17 protein-coding genes and 2 tRNA genes are annotated in these 21,713 nt (G+C 53.4%); 14 read left to right on the top strand and 5 right to left on the bottom strand.

Annotation, left to right across the window (positions count from 1 at the left end; translation table 11 throughout):
* Nucleotides 1-11: 11 nt before the first annotated feature.
* Complete coding sequence (locus ACFFLD_RS08280) at nucleotides 12-818, bottom strand: sulfite exporter TauE/SafE family protein (protein ID WP_386039038.1); 807 nt, start codon at nucleotides 816-818, stop codon at nucleotides 12-14.
* A 144-nt stretch (nucleotides 819-962) separates the two neighbouring features.
* On the opposite strand from ACFFLD_RS08280, the gene ACFFLD_RS08285 reads away from it, so the two are divergent.
* Nucleotides 963-1,574 carry a hypothetical protein gene (locus tag ACFFLD_RS08285; RefSeq protein WP_386039040.1) on the top strand — a complete coding sequence of 204 codons (612 nt, stop codon included), beginning with the start codon at nucleotides 963-965 and terminating at the stop codon, nucleotides 1,572-1,574.
* On the opposite strand, the gene ACFFLD_RS08290 is transcribed toward ACFFLD_RS08285, so the two are convergent.
* Nucleotides 1,571-2,095 (bottom strand): helix-turn-helix domain-containing protein, encoded by a 525-nt coding sequence (locus tag ACFFLD_RS08290; protein ID WP_386039041.1) that lies wholly within the window; start codon nucleotides 2,093-2,095, stop codon nucleotides 1,571-1,573. The genes ACFFLD_RS08285 and ACFFLD_RS08290 overlap by 4 nt on opposite strands.
* 279 nt (nucleotides 2,096-2,374) lie before the next feature.
* On the opposite strand from ACFFLD_RS08290, the gene gltX reads away from it, so the two are divergent.
* From gltX to ACFFLD_RS08305, 3 genes are all read left to right on the top strand, one after another.
* Nucleotides 2,375-3,856 carry a glutamate--tRNA ligase gene (gene gltX / locus ACFFLD_RS08295; RefSeq protein ID WP_386039043.1) on the top strand — a complete coding sequence of 494 codons (1,482 nt, stop codon included), beginning with the start codon at nucleotides 2,375-2,377 and terminating at the stop codon, nucleotides 3,854-3,856.
* A gap of 135 nt (nucleotides 3,857-3,991) precedes the next feature.
* Nucleotides 3,992-4,067, top strand: a tRNA-Ala gene (locus ACFFLD_RS08300).
* A 67-nt stretch (nucleotides 4,068-4,134) separates the two neighbouring features.
* Nucleotides 4,135-4,210, top strand: a tRNA-Glu gene (locus ACFFLD_RS08305).
* Nucleotides 4,211-5,073: 863 nt separating this feature from the next.
* Here the strand turns inward: ACFFLD_RS08305 and gltA are convergent.
* The gene (gene gltA, locus ACFFLD_RS08310; protein WP_386039045.1) at nucleotides 5,074-6,360 is read right to left on the bottom strand and encodes a citrate synthase; all 1,287 of its coding nucleotides are present in this window, start codon (nucleotides 6,358-6,360) and stop codon (nucleotides 5,074-5,076) included.
* Nucleotides 6,361-6,876: 516 nt separating this feature from the next.
* Here gltA and sdhC point away from each other — a divergent pair.
* The 9 genes from sdhC to sucD all read left to right on the top strand — a co-directional run bounded on the left by sdhC (nucleotide 6,877) and on the right by sucD (nucleotide 18,746).
* Nucleotides 6,877-7,254 carry a succinate dehydrogenase, cytochrome b556 subunit gene (gene sdhC, locus ACFFLD_RS08315; protein WP_386039047.1) on the top strand — a complete coding sequence of 126 codons (378 nt, stop codon included), beginning with the start codon at nucleotides 6,877-6,879 and terminating at the stop codon, nucleotides 7,252-7,254.
* On the top strand, nucleotides 7,248-7,595 hold the full coding sequence (gene sdhD / locus ACFFLD_RS08320; RefSeq protein WP_386039049.1) for a succinate dehydrogenase, hydrophobic membrane anchor protein: 348 nt from the start codon (nucleotides 7,248-7,250) through the stop codon (nucleotides 7,593-7,595). Before sdhC ends, sdhD begins: the two co-directional genes overlap by 7 nt.
* Before the next feature lie 4 nt (nucleotides 7,596-7,599).
* Nucleotides 7,600-9,372, top strand: a complete 1,773-nt coding sequence (gene sdhA, locus ACFFLD_RS08325) for a succinate dehydrogenase flavoprotein subunit (RefSeq protein WP_386039051.1) — start codon at nucleotides 7,600-7,602, stop codon at nucleotides 9,370-9,372.
* Between the two features lie 27 nt (nucleotides 9,373-9,399).
* Entirely contained in the window at nucleotides 9,400-10,110 is a 711-nt protein-coding gene (locus tag ACFFLD_RS08330) for a succinate dehydrogenase iron-sulfur subunit (RefSeq protein WP_240716121.1), read from the top strand.
* Between the two features lie 396 nt (nucleotides 10,111-10,506).
* Nucleotides 10,507-13,341: a 2-oxoglutarate dehydrogenase E1 component gene (locus ACFFLD_RS08335; RefSeq protein WP_386040411.1), complete on the top strand. Its 2,835-nt coding sequence runs from the start codon at nucleotides 10,507-10,509 to the stop codon at nucleotides 13,339-13,341.
* A gap of 38 nt (nucleotides 13,342-13,379) precedes the next feature.
* Nucleotides 13,380-14,984: a 2-oxoglutarate dehydrogenase complex dihydrolipoyllysine-residue succinyltransferase gene (gene odhB / locus ACFFLD_RS08340; protein WP_386039053.1), complete on the top strand. Its 1,605-nt coding sequence runs from the start codon at nucleotides 13,380-13,382 to the stop codon at nucleotides 14,982-14,984.
* A gap of 122 nt (nucleotides 14,985-15,106) precedes the next feature.
* Nucleotides 15,107-16,546 (top strand): dihydrolipoyl dehydrogenase, encoded by a 1,440-nt coding sequence (gene lpdA, locus ACFFLD_RS08345; RefSeq protein ID WP_386039055.1) that lies wholly within the window; start codon nucleotides 15,107-15,109, stop codon nucleotides 16,544-16,546.
* A gap of 161 nt (nucleotides 16,547-16,707) precedes the next feature.
* Nucleotides 16,708-17,874 carry an ADP-forming succinate--CoA ligase subunit beta gene (gene sucC / locus ACFFLD_RS08350; RefSeq protein WP_386039057.1) on the top strand — a complete coding sequence of 389 codons (1,167 nt, stop codon included), beginning with the start codon at nucleotides 16,708-16,710 and terminating at the stop codon, nucleotides 17,872-17,874.
* Nucleotides 17,874-18,746, top strand: coding sequence for a succinate--CoA ligase subunit alpha (sucD, locus tag ACFFLD_RS08355; protein ID WP_386039059.1), 873 nt, complete (start codon nucleotides 17,874-17,876; stop codon nucleotides 18,744-18,746). Before sucC ends, sucD begins: the two co-directional genes overlap by 1 nt.
* 95 nt (nucleotides 18,747-18,841) lie before the next feature.
* Here the strand turns inward: sucD and ACFFLD_RS08360 are convergent, their stop codons facing one another.
* Both ACFFLD_RS08360 and ACFFLD_RS08365 read right to left on the bottom strand, forming a co-directional pair.
* A complete protein-coding gene (locus ACFFLD_RS08360; protein WP_386039061.1) occupies nucleotides 18,842-19,867 on the bottom strand; it encodes a lysylphosphatidylglycerol synthase transmembrane domain-containing protein in 1,026 nt (341 codons plus the stop codon).
* Nucleotides 19,845-20,963 (bottom strand): glycosyltransferase family 4 protein, encoded by a 1,119-nt coding sequence (locus ACFFLD_RS08365; RefSeq protein WP_386039063.1) that lies wholly within the window; start codon nucleotides 20,961-20,963, stop codon nucleotides 19,845-19,847. Before ACFFLD_RS08365 ends, ACFFLD_RS08360 begins: the two co-directional genes overlap by 23 nt.
* A 328-nt stretch (nucleotides 20,964-21,291) precedes the next feature.
* Here ACFFLD_RS08365 and ACFFLD_RS08370 point away from each other — a divergent pair, with 328 nt between their 5' ends.
* The gene (locus ACFFLD_RS08370) at nucleotides 21,292-21,708 is read left to right on the top strand and encodes a CopG family transcriptional regulator (RefSeq protein WP_386039065.1); all 417 of its coding nucleotides are present in this window, start codon (nucleotides 21,292-21,294) and stop codon (nucleotides 21,706-21,708) included.
* Nucleotides 21,709-21,713: the final 5 nt, after the last annotated feature.

The following is a 21,713-nucleotide window of genomic DNA, read 5'->3' on the forward strand; positions in this document are numbered from 1 at the left end:
TACGCTATTCTTCAAGCCGTTACCACCGTGTAGACCATCTGCAGAGCCAGACCCATCAACATAAAAGCGAATACCCGTTTGAGCAGTTTCACGGGTAATTTGTGGGCGAGTTTCGCGCCTAGTGGTGCGGTAAGAATACTGAACGGCGCCATGAGCAGTAGGGCGGGAAGGTAAACGTAGCCTAGCGCTGCATTGGGCAAGCCTTGGATAGACCAACCGTTAATCACATAGCCAATGGCTCCAGCGATCGCGATAGGGAGGCCAACGGCTGCCGAGGTGCCAATGGCACGGGGAAGTTTGACGTTACACCAGGTCAGAAAAGGCACCGTTAACGAGCCGCCACCTATCGCCACCAGCGCTGAAATGCCGCCGATACCCAGGCCGACACCACTAATGCCAAGCGGGCCAGGCAAGCCACGGTTCGGCTTTGGTTTAATATTGGCGAGCATTTGGAGCGACATTAGAATCATGAAGCAGGCGAAGAAAATGGCCAGGCCCAGCGTGGGGATGAGAGCGGCAACAAACGTTGTTAAAAAGGTGCCGATTAAAATGCCGGGGGTAATAAAGCGTACGATATCCCAATTAACCGCTCCATGCCGATGGTGCGAAAACAGACTGGCGGTCGAGGCGGGAACGATAGCCGCCATGGCAGTGCCTAATGCCAAGTGGGCAAGATGTTCATGGGGCACGCCTTGAGCGACAAAAAGGGACGTTAAAATCGGCACCATAATGCCGCCGCCGCCAATGCCTAATAGTCCTGCCATCAGGCCCACAAATCCGCCCAGCGCTACATAGGCCAACCACCAGATAATGTCCAAATCCGCTGCTCCTTAATAGTGTCTTGTTAGCACGTTAAGAATATTGTACCGGAAGCTGGGTAGGCAGCGGGGACAAAAAAGTATTCCACTGTGATGGGGTGATGCAGTGGTAAGCTGCAGGATAAGTAATAGTTGGGAGTTTATATGCACAATGTTATGAAAAACGTCGGTACGTTGATGATATTCATTACGTTACTGGCAGGCTGCAGCGATATGGACGAGCCATCAAGTGACCCCGCTTCAGCTTCCTCATCTGATCAAGCGTCGGTCGTTGAAAATGAGCCTGAGAGCGCGGTAACCGAGACTCAAGACGTCGAGCCGCTGGTCGTGGAAATATCGACGCATGTGACGTTGCGCAGTGATCGCCGCCTAATGGTGGAAGGCGAGAGCAATTTGCCGGATCGTACGCAGATAAGAGTGATTGTCGAGCGTGAGATAAGCCGAGTGCGCTGGCAGGCACGAACCGAAATCGAAAAAGGGCACTTTTCCGCTGGACCCTATGGATCCGGTAGCGGTTTGCCAGATGGCGGCTACATTGTGCGTGTGGAAGTGGATGAAGCCAGCGTCCAACCCGAAGCCGTGCAGGCTCGGATTGGCAGCCAGGGCCAGCACCTGGCGGGGAAGCTTGTCAGCCAATCCCGCCATGGGCTGGGCCAAATCGCCACCTACTCACAACGCTTCTTGGTGGGGAGTGAGCCAAGACAGACGCGTGACCAGGTGGAGGTTCAAGAGAGTCCGGGGATACAGACGCTTTAGGCAGGATGCCAATGGGCTAGGAGTACAGCGTGAATAGCGATATCGCTGGGGGCTTTGGCGAAGTGCTCAAGAACGAATTTATCGTCGCGTTGCACTACGTAGTGGCCCGCTTTATGAAACACATGGGTCGGCCCAAGTAACATTAAGTCGCCAGCCTTAACGGGCGAAAAATCTGTCCCTTTACTTGGCGTTGCCATCACACAGGGTGCTTTCCAGTCGATGTTAAGCGGTAGATGACTGGGCACTTTTAGCGTCGTTGCCTGTACCTGCTCCCAGGGGAGGGGGCCAGTATGAGTCAACGTTAACAGCTCGGGCGCGCTTTCACCTTCCAGTAAGGTTGCCAACGAGCAATCAAGCGCATCAGCGAGCGATACAAGCCGCTCATGACCGATTTGTTTGATTGCGCCGGATTCCCAATAGGAAATGGTGACATCCGAGACGCCAACCTTACGCGCAAGGGCAGCCTTGTTGAGCTTGGCCCTAAGCCGCAGTTGCTTAATCCGTGAGCCTAACGATTCCATTTCGTTTTCCTGTTGCTGAGCTAAACAAGCTAGTTGAATGATTCCACATTGATAGTGGCGCTTTGAACATACATTTTTATCTCGCGCTTGGGGTATGTACCCAAGGTATTGCTGCAGTGCCATACTAAGCGATTGTGCTGTAACACGCATTAGTGGACAAATAACGTTGAGTTAATTTCTCTGACGCTTTCTTACTGTCGTTGTTCCCTACGCGGCGGTGTTGGTTACGCATAAGGTGCGTATAATATCGCCATGCATTTTTGCCAATAGGACGTTTTGATGACCGTACGTACTCGTATCGCCCCTTCTCCGACCGGCGACCCCCACGTTGGCACGGCTTATATCGCGCTGTTTAACCTTTGTTTTGCGCGCCAGCATGGCGGTCAATTTATTTTACGTATTGAAGACACCGACCAGGTGCGTTCCACGCCTGAGTCAGAACAGATGATCTTGGATTCACTAAAATGGCTTGGCCTTGAGTGGGATGAAGGCCCGGACGTTGGTGGCCCGCACGGTCCCTACCGGCAAAGCGAGCGCGGCGATATTTACGCTCAATACGTGCAGCAGTTGCTGGACGTGGGGCATGCTTTTAAATGTTACCGCACCAGTGAAGAGTTGGACGAGTTGCGTGAAACGCGCAAGGCTGCAGGTCTACACTTGGCGTTGAAGCCCGCTGATCTGGCGCTGGATGAGCAAGAGCAAGCCCGCCGTGAGCAAGAGGGCTGGTCTTACGTCGTGCGCATGAATGTGCCTGTGGAAGGTGTCTGTCGTGTTAACGACATGCTGCGCGGCACGATTGAAGTGGAGTGGGCGCAGGTGGATGCGCAGATCCTGCTAAAATCAGATGGCATGCCTACCTACCACTTGGCCAACGTCGTTGACGATCATTTGATGGCGATTACCCATGTATTACGTGGGGAAGAGTGGATTAATTCCGCACCAAAGCACCAGTTGCTGTATGAGTATTTTGGTTGGGAAATGCCGCAACTTTGTCACATGCCGCTGTTGCGTAACCCCGATAAATCCAAACTTTCCAAACGCAAGAACCCGACGTCGATCAACTATTATCGTCGAATGGGCTTTTTGCCTCAGGCCGTGACTAACTATTTGGGTCGGATGGGCTGGTCGATGCCCGATGAGCGTGAAAAATTCAGCCTGTCAGAAATGATGGCGGAATTTGACGTGCATCGCGTCTCGCTAGGTGGGCCGGTATTTGATCTGGAAAAGCTGACGTGGCTAAACGGTGTGTATATCCGCGAAGACCTGGATGATGAAGCCTTGTTAAGCGCCTTACGTGAATGGGCCTTTAACGACGCTTACGTGAAGCAAATACTCCCGCAGGTTCGGCCCAGGGTAGAGACGCTTTCTCAGGTCATGCCGTTGGCGGGGCACTTCTTCTCTGGTTTGCCAGCGCTGTCAAAAGCGTCGTTTGAAAGCGTACGGCTTGAAGAAGAGGAGCTGGTAAAACTGCTTCAATTCCTCGTTTGGCGGTTTGAGGGGGTGCCCGCTTGGAATAAAGAAACACTATTGAACGAAGTAAAACTGCTGGCTGACCACTTTGATTTAAAAATGAAGGTATTCCTGGCGCCGGTGTTTATTGCGATAACCGGCAGCACGTCCAGTACCTCGGTGATGGACGCCATGGCGATTCTAGGATCAGACGTTACTCGGGCGCGGTTGCGCAATGCGATAGAAGTGCTGGGCGGCGTTTCCAAAAAGCAGGCGAAGCGCTTTGAAAAAGAGTTTCGTGACATCGCTTAACAGCTAGAGGGTGTAGTAAAGGCATTGGCGGGAGCGCCTATGGTGACTATGAGTGTTTGGCATGGTAAATAGGCGCTTTCCCTATTGACGAAGGTAAGTGTAATCAGTATTATACGCTCCGTCTTCGCGACATGTGGGGCCTTAGCTCAGCTGGGAGAGCGCAACACTGGCAGTGTTGAGGTCAGCGGTTCGATCCCGCTAGGCTCCACCAATTTTCAGATCTTCGAAAAATCTTGATTTGGCGATAGCAGCTCGCGAATACGTAGTTCATGTGATAAGTCCCATTCGTCTAGTGGTCTAGGACACCGCCCTTTCACGGCGGTAACAGGGGTTCGAACCCCCTATGGGACGCCACCGCTTCGAAAGTCCTTCCTAATAGTGAATTTTCTGGCAATGAGATCTGCTCATTTGCTAGTTTTTTGCGTCTCTGTCGTTTAAACAAACGCTCACAAAAAAAGCGTCCATTTGGCGTTTTTAGGGCGATTTTATACTTGACTTGTCCACTTTTGCTAATCTGGTTTTGAGGTTGTGCACAACCCCTTGTTGTTACCACAAAAAACATGATCATAAATTAAATATATAAAAAACAACAAGTTACGTTAGGTTAAAAAATGACCAATTTAAGGCTGACCCACTACCCATGGCGATTGCGGGACGTTTTAAAGTGGTTGTGAACAGGGTTATCCACAGATAGTGTGGAAAACCTTAATCCAGCCCGGGAAGCAAAAAAGTCAAGCGCTATTAGGCATTTCTCAGGCTTTTTGATGACGTTGTTGTAAGACCGCGGCTGCATGGCAAAGGAAGGTGCCTTGAGCTCTCGCAACGCGTCCCTGGGCTAATGTATGTCGTCGTTGAGTGTGCAAGGTGGAGTCTTGGGCGGGAGCTGCTTGCAGGGCTTGTGCGGAAGTTTTCTTGAGTAGAGGGTTGGCATAGCATGGTGGCATAGCGTGTTGGCATAGCTTGTTAGAATAGAGAGGGCGCTCACCAACGGCGCGGGGAAATAGCAAGGTAAGTAAAGAAGGGTAGCTCTGCGTGTCTGGCAGCCCTGTTGGTCACCAGGGTTGGACAGTTGGTCACCAGGGTTGGTCAACAGTGCTGGTCAATAGCGTTGACCAGTAGCCCTGAACAATAGCCCTGAAGAATAGTGCTTCCTGCATACGTTAAAGGCCACCCTAAGGTGGCCTTTAACATTACTATCAAGCGCATGACGCTCGATATTATTTCTTCGGGTAATCGCGCTGGTCGTGGCCAATATAAAGCTGACGCGGACGGCCGATTTTATAGCTTTCGCTGAGCATTTCGTTCCAATGGGATATCCAGCCAATGGTGCGTGAAACCGCGAAAATCACGGTAAACATATTGGTAGGAATGCCCATCGCTTTCAGGATGATGCCCGAGTAGAAATCAACGTTCGGGTACAGCTTGCGCTCAATGAAGTACTCGTCTTCGAGAGCGATCTGCTCCAGGCGTTTAGCGATTTTGAGCTGCGGATCGTCAGCCATGCCGAGTTCTGCAAGAACTTCATCGCAGGTCTCTTTCATAACTTTGGCGCGGGGATCAAAGTTGCGATAAACGCGGTGACCAAAGCCCATCAGCTTGAACGGGTCATCTTTGTCCTTGGCCTTATCGACAAAGCGCTGGATATTCTCTTCAGACTCTTCGCCAATTTCATCGAGCATCGCCAGGACAGCTTCGTTGGCGCCACCATGTGCTGGGCCCCAAAGTGCGGCGATACCGGCGCTAATACAAGCGAAGGGGTTGGCGCCAGTGGAGCCTGCCAGGCGTACGGTCGAGGTAGAGGCATTTTGCTCATGGTCGGCATGCAGCATAAAGATGCGATCCATGGCTTTCGCGTATACCGGGTTGATTTTGTACTCTTCGCACGGGTTGCTGAACATCATGTAGAGGAAGTTCTCTGCATAGCTCAGGTCGTTGCGCGGATAGTTGAATGGCTGGCCAACATTGTACTTATGCGACATGGCAGCAAGCGTCGGCATTTTGGCAATCAGGCGAATGGCGCTGATCTCGCGATCTTCTTGTTGGGTAATATCCATGTGGTCATGGTAGAAGGCCGCCAGGCCACCCACGACACCACATAGGATAGACATGGGGTGCGCGTCGCGACGGAACCCTTTGAAGAAGTTATTGATTTGATCGTGAACCATGGTGTGGTTACGAATGCGCGTTTCAAAATCCGCATACTGCTCGTCGTTGGGTAGTTCGCCAAATAGCAGGGTGTAACACACCTCAACGAAGTTTGACTCTTTGGCCAGCTGATCAATGGGGTAGCCGCGGTGCAGCAATACACCCTTGCCGCCATCAATATAAGTGATAGCAGACTGGCAGGAAGAGGTGGCCATAAAGCCGGGGTCGTAGGTGAACAGGCCTTCAGCACCTAGGCCGCGGACGTCGATCACGTCGGGGCCGAGTGTGCCGGAATACATGGGTAGCTCGATCGGTTTATCAAGACCGTCTACCGTCAATGTTGCTTTCCTGTCAGCCATGCTGGCCTCCTTTCGAATTCGGGTTGGGACGTAAAGTCGTTGCTGCGCATACCGCGCCGGCGAAAAGGCTTGCCTACTATAGAAGCGTGCGACATTTTGTCAATTAGCCTAAACGCTAGCTTTTATTGTGCAAAAATTATCACTGTGAATAGTTTTTGTATAATTTTTCAGTGACTATATAATGTCTGTGTTGCGTGATGGCATAGCGCCAAAAGTCGTGCGATAGGCTACCATATTATGTTAACAGGCTTATCAAATTGCCGAACTACTGTCACTATAACCATGCTGCAGCGCAAAATCGACTCTTGAAGACTCTAATTTTATTGCACCATAGTCGAGTTAAACCTGAGTTCGGTTTGTAAGCGAGGGCGAAGGTTCTTATAATCCACGGCGCGCGACCGGCAGGTAGGTGGTCGTGCCCGACTTGGCAACGGCCGAGCCCCTTCCAGCAACCACCGCCCGCTCGGGCCATGCCCGACCTGTCGCAGAGCGGGCCAAGAGAGTGTGTACAAAGCCGTGAATAGCAAACGACCCGTAAACCTAGATCTTTCTACGATACATTTCCCACTGCCGGCACTAACGTCGATTACACACCGCATCACGGGTGTCATTCTGTTCGTTGGCCTGATTTTCGCTTTTTGGGCGCTGGGTAAATCCTTGTCATCACCAGCTGGATTTGATGCCGTTAGCGATGCGTTAGCCCATAATTTTTTGGCTAAATTAATCGCTTGGGGTCTTTTGTCCGCTTTGGCATTCCATTTTGTGGCAGGTATTAAACATCTGCTGATGGATGCCGATATTGGGGTGACCCTTGAAGGTAGCGTGAAAAAAGCGCAGATCACTGTGGTGGTCAGTGCCGTTCTGATTATTTTGGCAGGAGTTTGGGTATGGTAACCAATATTACAAGTTTTGGCCGTAGTGGGCTTTCTGACTGGCTGATGCAGCGCGTATCCGCGGTTATTCTGGCCCTTTATACGGTATTTATTGTTGCCTTCCTGCTATTTAATCCGAACCTTGATTACTACGCGTGGAGCGGCCTGTTTAACCAGACGTGGATGCGGATTTTCTCGCTATTGGCCTTCATTGCCATAGCGGCGCACGCCTGGATCGGTCTGTGGACTGTCACCACTGACTATCTCAAGTCCACTCGCCTGCGCGTGGGTGCCCAAGCTGTCATCATCCTGGGCATTTTCGTGTACTTGGTGTGGGGCATTCAAATTTTGTGGGGAGCTTGATTACATGTCTAATCTGCGTAGCCTGACGTTTGACGCCATTATCATTGGTGGCGGTGGCTCTGGCCTGCGAGCCGCTTTAGAGCTGGCTCAGTCTGGTAAAAAAACGGCCGTGTTATCGAAAGTCTTCCCGACTCGCTCGCATACCGTTTCGGCCCAGGGTGGTATTACCTGTGCGATTGCCTCTGATGACCCGAATGATGACTGGCGCTGGCATATGTACGACACCGTTAAAGGTGGCGACTATATTGCTGACCAGGATGCAGCCGAGTACATGTGTTCTGAAGGCCCTAAAGCGGTCTTTGAGCTTGAGCACATGGGCCTGCCTTTCTCGCGTTTAGATAATGGCCGTATTTACCAGCGTCCCTTTGGTGGTCAATCGAAGAACTTTGGCGAAGGTGGCCAGGCGGCACGTACCTGTGCGGCGGCTGACCGTACCGGTCACGCACTGCTGCACACGCTTTACCAGAACAACCTGAAGAACAACACCGTGTTCCTCAATGAGTGGTACGCGGTGGATTTGGTCAAAAATGCCAGTGGTGACGTGGTGGGCTGTATCGCCATGTGCATCGAAACCGGCGAAGTGGTTCACGTTAAATCCAAGGCGACGGTTCTCGCTACCGGTGGTGCAGGGCGTATTTATGCCTCTACCACCAACGCGCTGATCAATACCGGTGACGGTATCGGCATGGCGCTACGTGCTGGCTTCCCCATGCAGGATATGGAAATGTGGCAGTTCCACCCAACCGGCATTTACGGTGCGGGCACGCTGGTCACTGAAGGTTGCCGCGGTGAAGGTGGCTACCTGATCAATAAAGACGGTGAGCGCTTCATGGAGCGTTATGCGCCGAACGCCAAAGACTTGGCGGGTCGTGACGTTGTCGCGCGCTCCATGGTCATGGAGATTCTGGAAGGGCGCGGTTGCGGCGAAAAGGGTGACCACGTTTTCTTGAAGCTTGATCACTTGGGTGAAGAAGTCCTCGGCAAGCGTTTGCCAGGGATTGTTGAGCTGTCCAAAACGTTCGCTCACGTTGACCCCGCCAAAGACCCGATTCCGGTCGTGCCAACCTGCCATTACATGATGGGCGGTATTCCTACCAATATTCATGGTCAGGCAATCACCCAGGACGATAGCGGCAACGATCATATCGTCAATGGCCTGTTTGCCTGTGGTGAAGCCGCGTGTGTCTCCGTTCACGGTGCAAACCGCCTGGGTGGTAACTCGTTGCTTGATCTGGTGGTCTTTGGACGTGCCGCTGGCATGTTTATCGAAGGCGCGCTTAACGAAGGTATCGAGTACCTGGATGCGTCCGAGTCTGATATCGAATCGGCCATGAAGCGTATTACGCGCTGGAACGAGTCCGAAGGTGGCGAAAGCATCCCTGCACTGAAAGCGGAGCTGCAGGACATCATGCAGAACTCCTTCGGCGTCTTCCGTGAAGAAAAAAATATGGTGGAAGGGGTAGAGCAGCTGGCGCAATTGCGTGAGCGTATCAACAATGCCCACCTGCCTGACAAGTCCAACGCCTTCAACACTGCCCGTGTAGAAGCGCTGGAACTTGATAACTTGATGGAAGTGGCAGAAGCGACGGCGATCGCTGCCCTGGAACGTAAAGAGAGTCGCGGCGCTCACTCGCGCTATGACTATCCAGACCGTGATGATGTCAACTGGCTTAAGCACTCACTGTTCTTCCCGGCGACTAAAGAGCTGAGGAAGCGTGACGTTAACTTCAAGCCGAAAACCGTTGATACGTTCGAACCCAAGGTTCGTACCTACTAAACTCCGCATTGACGAGAGGGAGTCACCATGTCCAATCTTCAGGTATCCGTATATCGCTACAATCCGGAAACCGACTCCGCACCTTACATGCAGGAGTTTCAGGTCGATACCAAAGGCCGCGATGTGATGGTGCTGGATGTTCTTCATATGATGAAAGAACAAGACAGCGGTTTGGCGTTTCGCCGCAGCTGCCGTGAAGGCGTCTGCGGTTCAGACGGCATGAACATGAACGGCAAAAACGGCTTGGCGTGTATCACGCCGCTGTCAGACGTTGTGAAAAACAACAAGCTAACACTACGCCCGCTGCCAGGCCTACCGGTCATCCGCGATATGGTGGTCGATATGGGGCTGTTCTATAAGCAGTACGAGCGCATTCAGCCGTACCTGCAGAACGATACCCCAGCGCCCGCCATCGAGCGCCTGCAGTCGCCGGAAGAGCGCGACAAGCTGGATGGCTTGTATGAGTGTATTTTGTGCGCGTGTTGCTCAACGTCTTGCCCGTCATTTTGGTGGAACCCAGAGAAATTTGTAGGACCTGCAGGTCTTCTGCAGTCTTACCGCTTCCTGGCGGATTCTCGTGACACCGCTACTCGCGAGCGGTTGAGTGATCTGGAAGATCCGTTCTCTGTGTTCCGCTGCCGTGGCATCATGAACTGCGTCGCGGTGTGTCCAAAAGGGCTTAACCCCACTCGGGCAATTGGTAAAATTCGTGAAATGTTGCTTGCCGATGCAACCTAAGCCTATGAGATATTAGTAAAAAAGTGCGGGCCGCTTAAGTTGGTTGATAAAGCCTCTTAAATCATGGCGCTTCGCTTGTTATCATAGGGTTTGTCACGTGGTGCGGCGTCGCGTCGCACCACGGCTCAGACAGGTTTGAAAGCCGGTGCCTTGGGTACCGGCTTTCGAGCATGAACTGAAAATGAAAGACTGCATGACCTTTAGAAAAGCTGTATTAGAAAGACCGAATTAGATAGATTGCATGACCGTTAGATGTGAACAGCTAAATGAACAGGGTTTCCGGCCGTTGGCCGGCGCCGCCGGCAAATGTCCCGCCCCGCCGGCAGGGCAATAGCGATGTCGCCGCATGTTTGCGACGATACCGATACCACCCCATCAGTGCAGGGTGACCGAGAGATGCAACAAGGCATAATGGAGTTGATGTGGCGTTCCTCACACGTTAGTGGCGGTAATGTTCACTACGTGGAAGCGCTTTACGAGCAGTACCTCGCCGATCCTGAGTCTGTCCCTGACGAATGGCGCAGCTATTTTGACCAGTTGCCGCGTCCGGAGGGCAGTGCCTCCCACGATGTTCCACTAAGCCCAGTTCGTGATCAGTTCTATCAGCTGGGGCGAGAAAGTCGCCCGGGCCGTGTACTCGCCGCTGCCGATAGCGGTGAAAATAAGAAGCAGGTGAAAGTCCTGCAGCTGATTAACGCTTATCGCTTTCGTGGCCATCAGAAGGCCAATATTGACCCGCTAGGACTGCGTAATCCCACCCCCGTCCCAGACCTCGATCTGTCTTTCCATCAGCTCTCAAAAGCTGATCTAGACACCGAGTTTCAAACCGGTTCTTTCTTTCTAGGTATCGATAAAGCGCCATTGCGTGACATCGTGGATGCATTGGAGCGCACTTACTGCCGCTCCATCGGCTGCGAAATCATGCATATCGTCGATACGGAAGAGAAGCGTTGGTTGCAGCGGCGTTTCGAGTCGGTACGCAGCGCGCCGGACTTTAGTGCCGATGTGCGTAAGCACGTGCTGGAGCGTTTGACGGCCGCCGAAGGTTTGGAAAATTACCTGGCCTCGAAATATCCAGGTACCAAACGTTTTGGTCTTGAAGGCGGTGAAACGTTTGTCCCCATGATGGATGAACTGATCCAGCGTGCCGGCGGGTATGGCACCAAGGAAGTCATCATCGGCATGGCGCACCGTGGACGTTTGAACCTGCTGGTCAATATCCTGGGTAAAAACCCCGCTGACTTGATCGACGAGTTCGATGGCAAGAAGGTTATTGAGCGCGGCTCAGGCGATGTGAAGTACCACCAGGGCTTCAGTTCTAACGTCATGTCCCCTGGCGGCGAAGTCCACTTGGCGATGTCGTTTAACCCTTCGCACCTGGAAATCGTTGCGCCGGTAGTGGAAGGTTCGGTGCGTGCGCGCCAGGATCGCCGTAACGACGTAGATGGCAGTAAAGTATTGCCGATCAACGTCCACGGTGATGCTGCGTTTGCCGGTCAAGGCGTGGTGATGGAGACATTCCAGATGTCTCAGACCCGTGCTTATAAAACCGGCGGTACGGTCCACATTGTGATCAACAACCAAGTGGGCTTTACCACCTCGCATCCGCAGGACGCGCGCTCTACCGAATACTGCACTGATATTGCCAAGATGGTTCAAGCACCTATCTTCCATGTCAATGCCGATGACCCGGACGCGGTACTGCACGCCACCCAGGTGGCGCTCGATTATCGCCATCAGTTCAAGAAAGACGTGGTGATCGATCTTGTCTGCTACCGTCGTCGTGGTCACAACGAAGCTGACGAGCCGTCAGGCACGCAGCCGATGATGTATGCCAAGATCAAAGATCATCCATCAGCGCGTACGCTTTATGCGCAGCGTCTGGTTGAGCAAGGTGTGCTCTCGGAAGAAGACGCCAAGGCGATGGTAGAAACCTATCGCGACGACTTGGTGGCGGGTAACCACGTCGCCAACGCCTTGGTGCAAGAGCCTAATACGTCTCTATTCGTTGACTGGACGCCTTATCTTGGCCACGAGTGGTCCGGCGATGCCGACACGACGATTGACATGAAGCGTCTGCAGCAATTGGCTGCTCGCATGTGTGAAGTGCCTGATGGCGTCGACGTGCAGCGCCAGGTAGCCAAGATCTACGAAGATCGCCGCAAGATGCAGGCGGGTGGATTGGCGCTTAACTGGGGCTTTGCTGAAACACTGGCCTACGCCACGCTGCTGGATCAGGGGCATCCGATCAGGATCACTGGTCAAGACGTGGGACGCGGTACGTTCTCCCACCGTCATGCGGTCGTGCATAACCAGAAAGATGGCAGCACCTATGTTCCGCTACAGAACATGTCCGATGGTCAGCCACGCTTCACTATTCACGACTCGATCCTCTCGGAAGAAGCCGTGCTGGCGTTTGAGTATGGTTATTCAACCACTGCACCCAATGATCTGGTCATTTGGGAAGCCCAGTTTGGTGACTTCTTCAACGGTGCCCAGGTGGTGGTGGATCAGTTTATCTCCTCGGGTGAGTCGAAGTGGGGGCGTGTGTGCGGCTTAACCATGCTGCTACCCCATGGTTACGAAGGCCAAGGCCCTGAGCACTCGTCTGCGCGCCTGGAGCGTTTCCTGCAAATGTGTGCTGAACACAATATGCAGGTCTGCGTACCGACGACGCCTGGGCAAATTTATCATCTGCTGCGTCGTCAGGTGATTCGTCCGCTGCGTAAGCCTTTAGTGGTGATGACGCCAAAATCGCTGTTACGTCATAAAGAAGCGGTATCGAGCCTTGAAGATCTCGCCCATGGCAAGTTCCATATGGTACTGGCTGATCAGGGAGATCAAGCGCCCGAGAAAGTGACGCGCGTCGTGTTGTGTGCTGGCAAGGTTTATTACGATCTGGCTAGCTGGCGTGCTGAAAATGAGCGCGATGACACCGCTATTGTGCGTATGGAGCAGCTTTACCCCTTCCCGAAAGAAGAGCTTCTGGAAGCGCTGCAGAGCTACACCAATATTGAAGATATTGTGTGGTGTCAGGAAGAGCCCTTGAACCAAGGTGCCTGGTACTCCAGTCAGCATAATATGCGCGCAGTGGCCGACATGCTGAAAGATGGCCTCGGACGTGATTTGAAATTTGCAGGACGCCCGGCCTCTGCTGCTCCAGCAGCTGGCTATATGTCCGTCCATATTGAGCAGCAACGCCAGCTGGTGGAAGACGCTTTTAATTTATAAGCGGCCACCGGATTTAGAGAACATATAAGGGAAACGACATGGCTACTGAGATCAAAGCGCCAACCTTTCCGGAATCCGTTGCCGAAGGCACAGTGGCGGCGTGGCATAAAAAACCGGGTGACAGCGTTGAGCGTGACGAGCTGATTGTTGAGATTGAAACCGACAAAGTGGTGCTTGAAGTCGTCGCACCGGAAGCGGGTACATTGACTGACGTGATGGCCGAAGAAGGCGATGTCGTTGAGTCAGAGCAAGTGTTAGGCAAGATTGGCGAAGGCAGCGCGTCGGGCAGCAAAGAGCAGTCATCTTCGGATGATGACAGCGCTGGCAAGTCTGAAGAGACAGCTGACGACAAGAAAGCCGAGAAGGCTGACGACAAGCCAGAAGAGAAAAAAGCCAGCGGTGGTGGCAAGAAGCATGAGGTGAAAGCCCCTAGCTTCCCTGAATCCATTCAGGAAGGCATCGTAGCCACTTGGCACAAGAAAGTAGGCGAAGCGGTCAAGCGTGATGAAGTGCTGGCCGACATCGAAACTGACAAAGTAGTGCTGGAAGTGGTTGCACCGGCTGACGGCGCTCTGGAAGCTATCCAGGCCGAAGAAGGTAGCCAGGTGGAGTCTGAAGCGGTACTGGCGACTTTCGTTGAAGGCGGTGGTAGCGATCAGACAAGCGCACCTTCTTCAAGCGGCGCTTCTAGTAGCAGCAACGACGCGGGTGACGACGGCGCAGACGAAAAAGTCGGCGACAAGATTCTTGCTCCTGCGGCACGCAAGATGGTGGCCGAGCACGATCTGGATGTTGCCAAGATCGAGGGCACCGGCAAAGGTGGCCGTATCTTGAAAGAAGACGTGCAGAAAGCCGTTAAAGATGGCTCTGCCAAAAAAGCGTCCTCTTCTACCGCATCTAAGTCGGCCGCTGCACCTGCTGCTACTCCGGTTGCAGAAGGCGAGCGTGTTGAAAAACGCGTCCCGATGAGCCGTTTGCGCCAGACCATCGCCAAGCGTTTGGTACAGGCACAGCAAACCGCGGCAATGCTGACGACCTACAACGAAGTGGACATGACTGAAATCATGGCTCTTCGTGCGCAATATAAAGAAACGTTCTTGAAAGCTCACGATATTAAATTGGGCTTTATGGGCTTCTTTGTAAAAGCGGCTTCAGAAGCGCTGAAACGCTTCCCGGACGTCAACGCCTCCATCGATGGCACCGACATCGTGTATCACGGTTACCAGGATATCGGTGTGGCGGTATCAACCGACCGTGGTCTGGTCGTGCCGGTACTGCGCGATACCGATAGCATGAAAATTGCCGATGTAGAGCGCAAAATCGTCGACTTCGGTAAGCGTGGTCGTGATGGCAAGCTGGGCATGGACGACATGATTGGCGGTACCTTCACCATCACCAATGGCGGCACCTTTGGTTCGTTGATGTCGACGCCCATTATCAATCCGCCACAAACCGCTATTCTGGGTATGCACAAAATCCAGGACCGTCCGATGGCAGTTAACGGCAAGGTCGAGATTCGTCCGATGATGTATCTGGCGCTATCCTATGATCACCGTATGATCGACGGCAAAGACGCCGTTCAATTCTTGGTTACCCTAAAAGAATTGCTGGAAGACCCGGCACGTTTGCTGCTGGACGTCTAAAGCATAAGCGTCATATTAAGTAAGTACGCTACTGCTTAACCAGGATTTATCTGCAATCGCACACAGCCTCCTGCCCGGTTTACGTTAAAATGGGGGGAGGCCAGCAAGCTAAAGGAGCCAACATGGCTGATAAGTTTGATGTGATCGTTATTGGTGCGGGCCCTGGCGGTTACGTTGCCGCTATTCGTGCTGCACAGATGGGCTTAAAAGCAGCCTGTGTTGAAAAATGGATTGGTAAAGAAGGCAATGTTGTCCACGGCGGCACATGCTTGAACGTAGGCTGTATCCCGTCTAAAGCGTTGCTTGAGGCGTCGCATAAGTTTGTTGAAGCCAAGCACGATTTCGACGATATGGGTATCCAGGCCGGCGACGTCTCCATGGACGTTACCAAGATGATGGCACGCAAGGACAAGATCGTTAAGAACTTGACCGGCGGCATCTCTGGCCTGTTCAAGGCTAACGGCGTAACGGCGATTGAAGGTACCGGTAAAGTTGTCTCGGGCAAGCAAGTGGAAGTGACCGATACTGACGGCAATACCACTACCTATGATGCCGATAACATCGTCATCGCTGCGGGTTCTGTGCCGGTTGAAATTCCGCCGACGCCGTTGACCGAAGGTCTGGTGGTTGATTCTACCGGCGCGTTGGAATTCACCGAAACGCCGAAGCGTCTGGGTGTCATTGGTGCGGGTATCATCGGTCTTGAACTGGGCAGCGTATGGAATCGCCTGGGTTCTGAAGTCACCGTCCTCGAAGCCATGGACTCCTTTCTGCCGATGGTGGATACCACTGTCGCTAAAGAAACCCAGAAATTGCTCAAGAAGCAAGGCTTGGACATTAAGCTGGGCGCCCGTGTAACCGGCTCGGAAACCAACGGCGATGAAGTCGTTGTTAAGTACACCGATGCCAACGGCGAACAGGAAATGACCTTCGACAAGCTCATCGTTTGTGTTGGCCGTCGTCCGTACACCAAAGGTGTCATTGCCGACGGTGTCAGCATCGAGCTTGACGAGCGCGGCTTCATCTTTGTCGATGACCAGTGCCGTACCAATGTGCCCGGTGTTTATGCGATCGGTGACTGCGTCCGTGGCCCGATGTTGGCACATAAAGCCTCTGAAGAAGGCATTATGGTGGCGGACATTATCGCTGGCCATAAAGCTGAAATGAACTACGATGCTATTCCCAGCGTTATCTATACCTATCCGGAAGTGGCATGGGTCGGCATGACCGAGCAAGACGCCAAGGCGAAAGGCATCGAAGTCAAAACCGGTACCTTCCCGTTCGCGGCCAGCGGTCGCGCAATGGCCAACAATGCCACCGAAGGTAGCGCCAAGATCATTGCCGATGCGGAAACTGATCGTATCCTTGGTATGCACATCGTCGGTCAGCACGCGGGTGAAATGATCGCTCAGGGCGTCATTGCCATGGAGTTTGGCTCTAGTGCCGAAGACCTGGCATTGTCCTGCTATGCACACCCGACCATGTCGGAAGCCGTTCACGAAGCGGCGCTTGCGGTTGAAGGCCATGCGATTCATATGGCCAACCGCAAAAAACGTAAATAATTTAGTTAAACAACGAAGCGCCACCACTAGGTGGCGCAATCCTTTCGGCTTTGTCATAACACACAAAGATCGAAAGAACGGGGATGACCAGTTCTTGTAAGCTCGTTCTTATAAGCACACTGGTCATCGTTCGAGTCACATGCAACCAATGGCATGAATCGATGAATCTTCACGAGTATCAAGGTAAACAGCTGTTTGCCGACTATGGTTTACCAGTGTCTAAAGGCTTTGCAGTCGACACTCCCCAAGAAGCGGAAGAGGCTTGCAAAAAAATCGGCGGCAACATGTGGGTGGTAAAAGCCCAGGTGCACGCTGGTGGCCGTGGTAAAGCGGGTGGCGTTAAGCTAATTAAAGACCCGGCAGAGGCCAAGACCTTTGCTGAGCAGTGGCTAGGCAAGAACCTGGTGACCTTCCAGACTGACGAAAAAGGTCAGCCGGTTGCCAAGATCCTGGTAGAAACCTGCACCGACATCGCCGATGAGCTGTATCTCGGTGCCGTTGTCGACCGTACTACCCGTCGCGTGGTCTTCATGGCCTCTACCGAAGGCGGTGTCGAGATTGAAACGGTAGCAGAAGAGACGCCGGAAAAAATCCTGAAAGCCGAAATCGATCCGCTAGTAGGCGCACAGCCCTACCAGGCGCGTGAACTGGCGTTTGCTCTGGGCCTGAAAGGCGACCAGATCAAGCAGTTCACCAAGATTTTCCTGGGCCTGTCTCAATTGTTCCACGACAAAGACCTGGCACTGTTGGAAATCAACCCGCTGGTCGTGACTGAAGAAGGCAATCTGCACTGCCTGGACGCCAAGCTGGGTCTGGATAGCAATGCGCTTTATCGTCACCCTGACCTGCAGGCAATGCGCGACCCGTCTCAAGAAGACCAGCGTGAAGCCGATGCAGCGAAGTGGGAACTTAACTATGTAGCGCTTGATGGCAACATCGGCTGCATGGTGAATGGCGCCGGTTTGGCCATGGGTACCATGGACATCGTCAATCTGAGCGGCGGCAAGCCTGCTAACTTCTTGGATGTGGGCGGCGGCGCCACCAAGGAGCGCGTGGCAGAAGCGTTCAAAATCATCCTTTCTGACGACAATGTTAAAGCCGTATTGGTTAACATTTTCGGCGGTATCGTACGTTGCGACATGATTGCTGAAGGCATTATCGGTGCCGTTGAGCAAGTGGGCGTCAACGTACCGGTAGTCGTACGTCTAGAAGGTAACAATGCCGAGCTGGGCACTGAGAAATTAGCGTCTAGCGGTCTGAACATCATCGCGGCAACCAGTCTGACCGACGCGGCTCAGCAGGTCGTTAAAGCGGCGGAGGGCAAGTAATGAGTATCCTGATCGATAAGAACACCAAGGTCATCTGCCAGGGCTTCACCGGTGGCCAGGGCACGTTCCACTCCGAACAGGCGATTGCCTACGGTACGCAAATGGTCGGTGGTGTTACACCGGGTAAAGGCGGCCAGGAGCACCTCGGCCTGCCCGTTTTCAATACTGTTAAAGAAGCGGTAGAGAAAACTGGCGCGGAAGCCAGCGTGATTTACGTACCGGCACCTTTCTGTAAAGACTCAATCCTTGAAGCGGCGTTCGCCGGTATCAAGCTGATTGTGTGCATTACCGAAGGTATCGCTACACTGGATATGCTCGAAGCGAAAGTGAAGTGTGACGAGCTAGGCGTTCGCCTGATTGGCCCGAACTGCCCAGGCGTTATCACGCCGGGTGAATGTAAAATCGGCATCATGCCGGGCCACATTCACCAGCCAGGCCGTGTTGGTATCGTATCGCGCTCAGGCACACTGACCTACGAAGCCGTTAAGCAGACGACTGATCACGGTTTTGGTCAGTCTACCTGTGTCGGCATCGGCGGCGATCCGATCCCTGGTTCTAACTTCATCGACATCCTTGAGATGTTCGAAAAAGACCCGAAAACCGAAGCCATCGTCATGATCGGTGAAATCGGTGGTACGGCTGAAGAAGAAGCGGCGGCTTATATCAAAGCTAATATTTCCAAGCCTGTGGTGTCTTACATTGCCGGTGTTACCGCTCCTCCTGGCAAGCGTATGGGCCACGCGGGCGCGATCATCTCTGGCGGTAAAGGTACCGCTGATGAGAAGTTTGCTGCCCTGGAAGATGCGGGTGTTAAAACCGTACGCTCGCTGGCTGAAATCGGCGACGCGCTGAAAGAAGTCACTGGCTGGTAAGCTATTGACGATTAGCTGTACGTTTAAGGGCGCCCCTCGGGGCGCCCTTATTGTTTGCTACCTTAAAACTGTTGAGTTCGTTTTATTGAGACCATTTATGGCGTCGGAGAGCGGCGTAGTATCCGATAGCTATAAAGAATGAACAGCGGTGCGCCTGCCGCCAAATAGAGATGGTAGCTAATTAGTCGCCACACCAGTACTGCTGCCGCGGCTTGTTCACGTTCCATTAGCGGCAGTAGCAAACTGCCCACCCCGATTTCAGCAGCCCCCGCGCCACCGGGTAGGAAGCTCAGTTGGCTGGCTGCCATTGCCAGCATTTGGGTTAAAAATGTCCACATCCAATCGGCCTGTCCGCCGACGCCGAGCACCGCTAAATAGAGCAAGCTATAGCGCAGCAGCCAATGAATGGCGGTAAGCGACATCATGGCCACGAGCGTGGACGGTGGCAGAGAGAGGGTCACTTTCAATGCATGGCGACAACGTAACAGGCGGCGTGCCAGCCAACGGCGTTGGTAGCCGTTTGGCCAGGACGTGGTAAAGCGCCGCGTGCGAAGTAGCCGGGGCAAGCGGTACATGACCACTCCCACCAGCATCGCCAGGCACGCTAAGCCGAGCATTGCCCACTCTATTAATGATTGATGAGGCCATTGGGTATCGCTTAGCAGGGAAAATATGACCAGCCCACTCAGCATGGTAAGAAAGAATAATAAATCACAGCCTTGATCGATGAGAAATACCGCGGCGCCCTTGGCCGGTGGGAATCCGCGACGCGCCAATAGCAGTAGCAGGGTAGCAGGGCCGCCACTCCCGCCCGGAGTAGCGCATAGAGCAAATTTAGCCGCCATTTCAATGCCCAATGCGCCACGTTGGCCAAGCCTGCCCGCACGCCCCCCCAGCATCAAACGCAGCCGCGCCGCATTGAGGTTCCAGCATACAACGGTTATCACCAACATTAAGAGCAGTAGACCAAGCGGAAAGTGTTTGACGCGCTGAAGCGCATCAGCCCCTCCCAGCCAGGCGGTGAGTACTAGCGGTGCCATGAGGGCCAACACTATCATCGCCCCATGAACAGGACGCCACTGTAACAACCGTCGACGGTTATGGGTGTTGGGAGACAGCATGCGGTTGGCTGCTATGACACAAAGACTGATAGTGTTCGAAAAGTGAATGCATAACGCCATCCCAGTTAAAGTGGCGTTCCACATAGCGACGGGCATAGCGACCGCTGGCAGCGACATCGTTACTGAATAGTGCTGCGCAAGCATCAGCCATGGCGACAGGATCAAGCGGGCGACACAGAATTCCCGCCCCCAGTGGCACGTTTTCGGCGAGTGCCCCCGCGCGTGCTGCCACGATTGGCGTGCCGCTCGCCATGGCTTCCTGGGCAACCAGGCCAAAGGTCTCGCGGGTGCCCGCATGAAGAAGCGCATCGCTACTGGCAAGTGCCTTGGCAACTTCATGGGCACCACAGCAGCGATCGACGATGGTGACATTGCTGGGTACATGGTGGGGCATGCCAGGGCCCATCAACAGCAGGTGATAATCACTGCCTAGTTGGCGCATGGTCGCGAGCAGGATATCGATATTTTTCTCGCGCGAGTTACGACCCACGAAGATCAGCAGTTTCTTATCGGCAGGTATGCCCATGCTCAGGCGGAAAGTAGGGTCACGCTGCTGTGGGTTAAACTGGGTTAAATCGACCCCCAACGGCTGTACGCGAACATTGTCAACGCCCCAGCCTCGCAATCGATTAGCCATCGCATTACAGGGCGCCAGCACGCTATCAAACTGGCTATAAAGATCTGCCACATAGCGATTGAGGCGTCTTTCCACGTAGCGTCCAAAGCGGTCGCCCATCAAGCGGGGAAGGTCTGAATGATAAAACCCCACCACCGGTACCCCGAGCCGCTGGCCTGCCTCAAGCGCTGACCACGCGGTTACATACGGGTCGCCAGCCTCTATCAAGTCAGGCTTCAAGTCGATCAACGTGTCCCGCCACGCCGCGCCACGCATTGGAAAGCGGTAGCCTTGACCGAGCGGTAAGCGTAACGCCGGTAAGGTGTGGTGATTGCCCAAACTGTCCCGCTCCGCTCCCGGTACCAGCAGGCTGGTACGTACCTCTGGCAGATGCGAGAAAACACGGTGTTTGGCATGAAGATAGGTGCGCACTCCACCGCTGGCGGGCGCGTAAAACATCGTCACATCTGCGATGTGCAAGCTAACCTCCAACTATCGAAACTGTCATCGTTTCACCATAAAGGAGAAATAAGTCAGTTCAGAGACAGTGAGCTGCCTTTTCATTCTCTGCGTTTTTCCCCTCCCTGACCCCCTCCTAGGCAGCCTAGCAGTAATGCAGCGTTTTAGTTTTTTTATACGTTATCGATAACTGAGCTGGACTATTTTCGAGCGACAGCTATGATTAAGCCATCCATATGGATGGTTATGAGATGGTTCATGGAGTTTGTATGGATGGTGGGGCGACGTTATTGAGATGATATAAAGAAGTTGGGCTGTTTTGCTACCCAGGGCGATAAGGAATAAACCTATGAGCGTGCATGAATTGCGCCGCAAGAGCGGCGACACAAGCGAGAAGATCACCATTAATTTGGGGGTGGTGGATCTAGGCCAGATCGATCTGCTGGTTCAAGAGGGATTTTATTCCAACCGGACCGACCTGATTCGGACGGCTATTCGTAACCAGTTGTCTATCCATGCCGAGGTCGTCAAGGAAACCGTTACTCGCAAGTCCTTTGTGCTGGGACTTGAACACTATCGTCGCGAGGACCTGGAAGCGCTGCAATCAGCAGGTGAAATGTTGCAGATTCAGGTTCTGGGCATGGCCAGCATTGCCGACGATGTCACGCCAGCGCTTGCCCTTGCGACTATCGAATCGGTAACGGTGCTAGGCGCCCTGCATGCTAGCGCAGCGGTCAAATCCGCTTTGAAAGATCGAATCCACTAACACGA

It is taken from the genome of Vreelandella sulfidaeris (genome assembly GCF_042429665.1).
GTDB lineage: Bacteria > Pseudomonadota > Gammaproteobacteria > Pseudomonadales > Halomonadaceae > Vreelandella.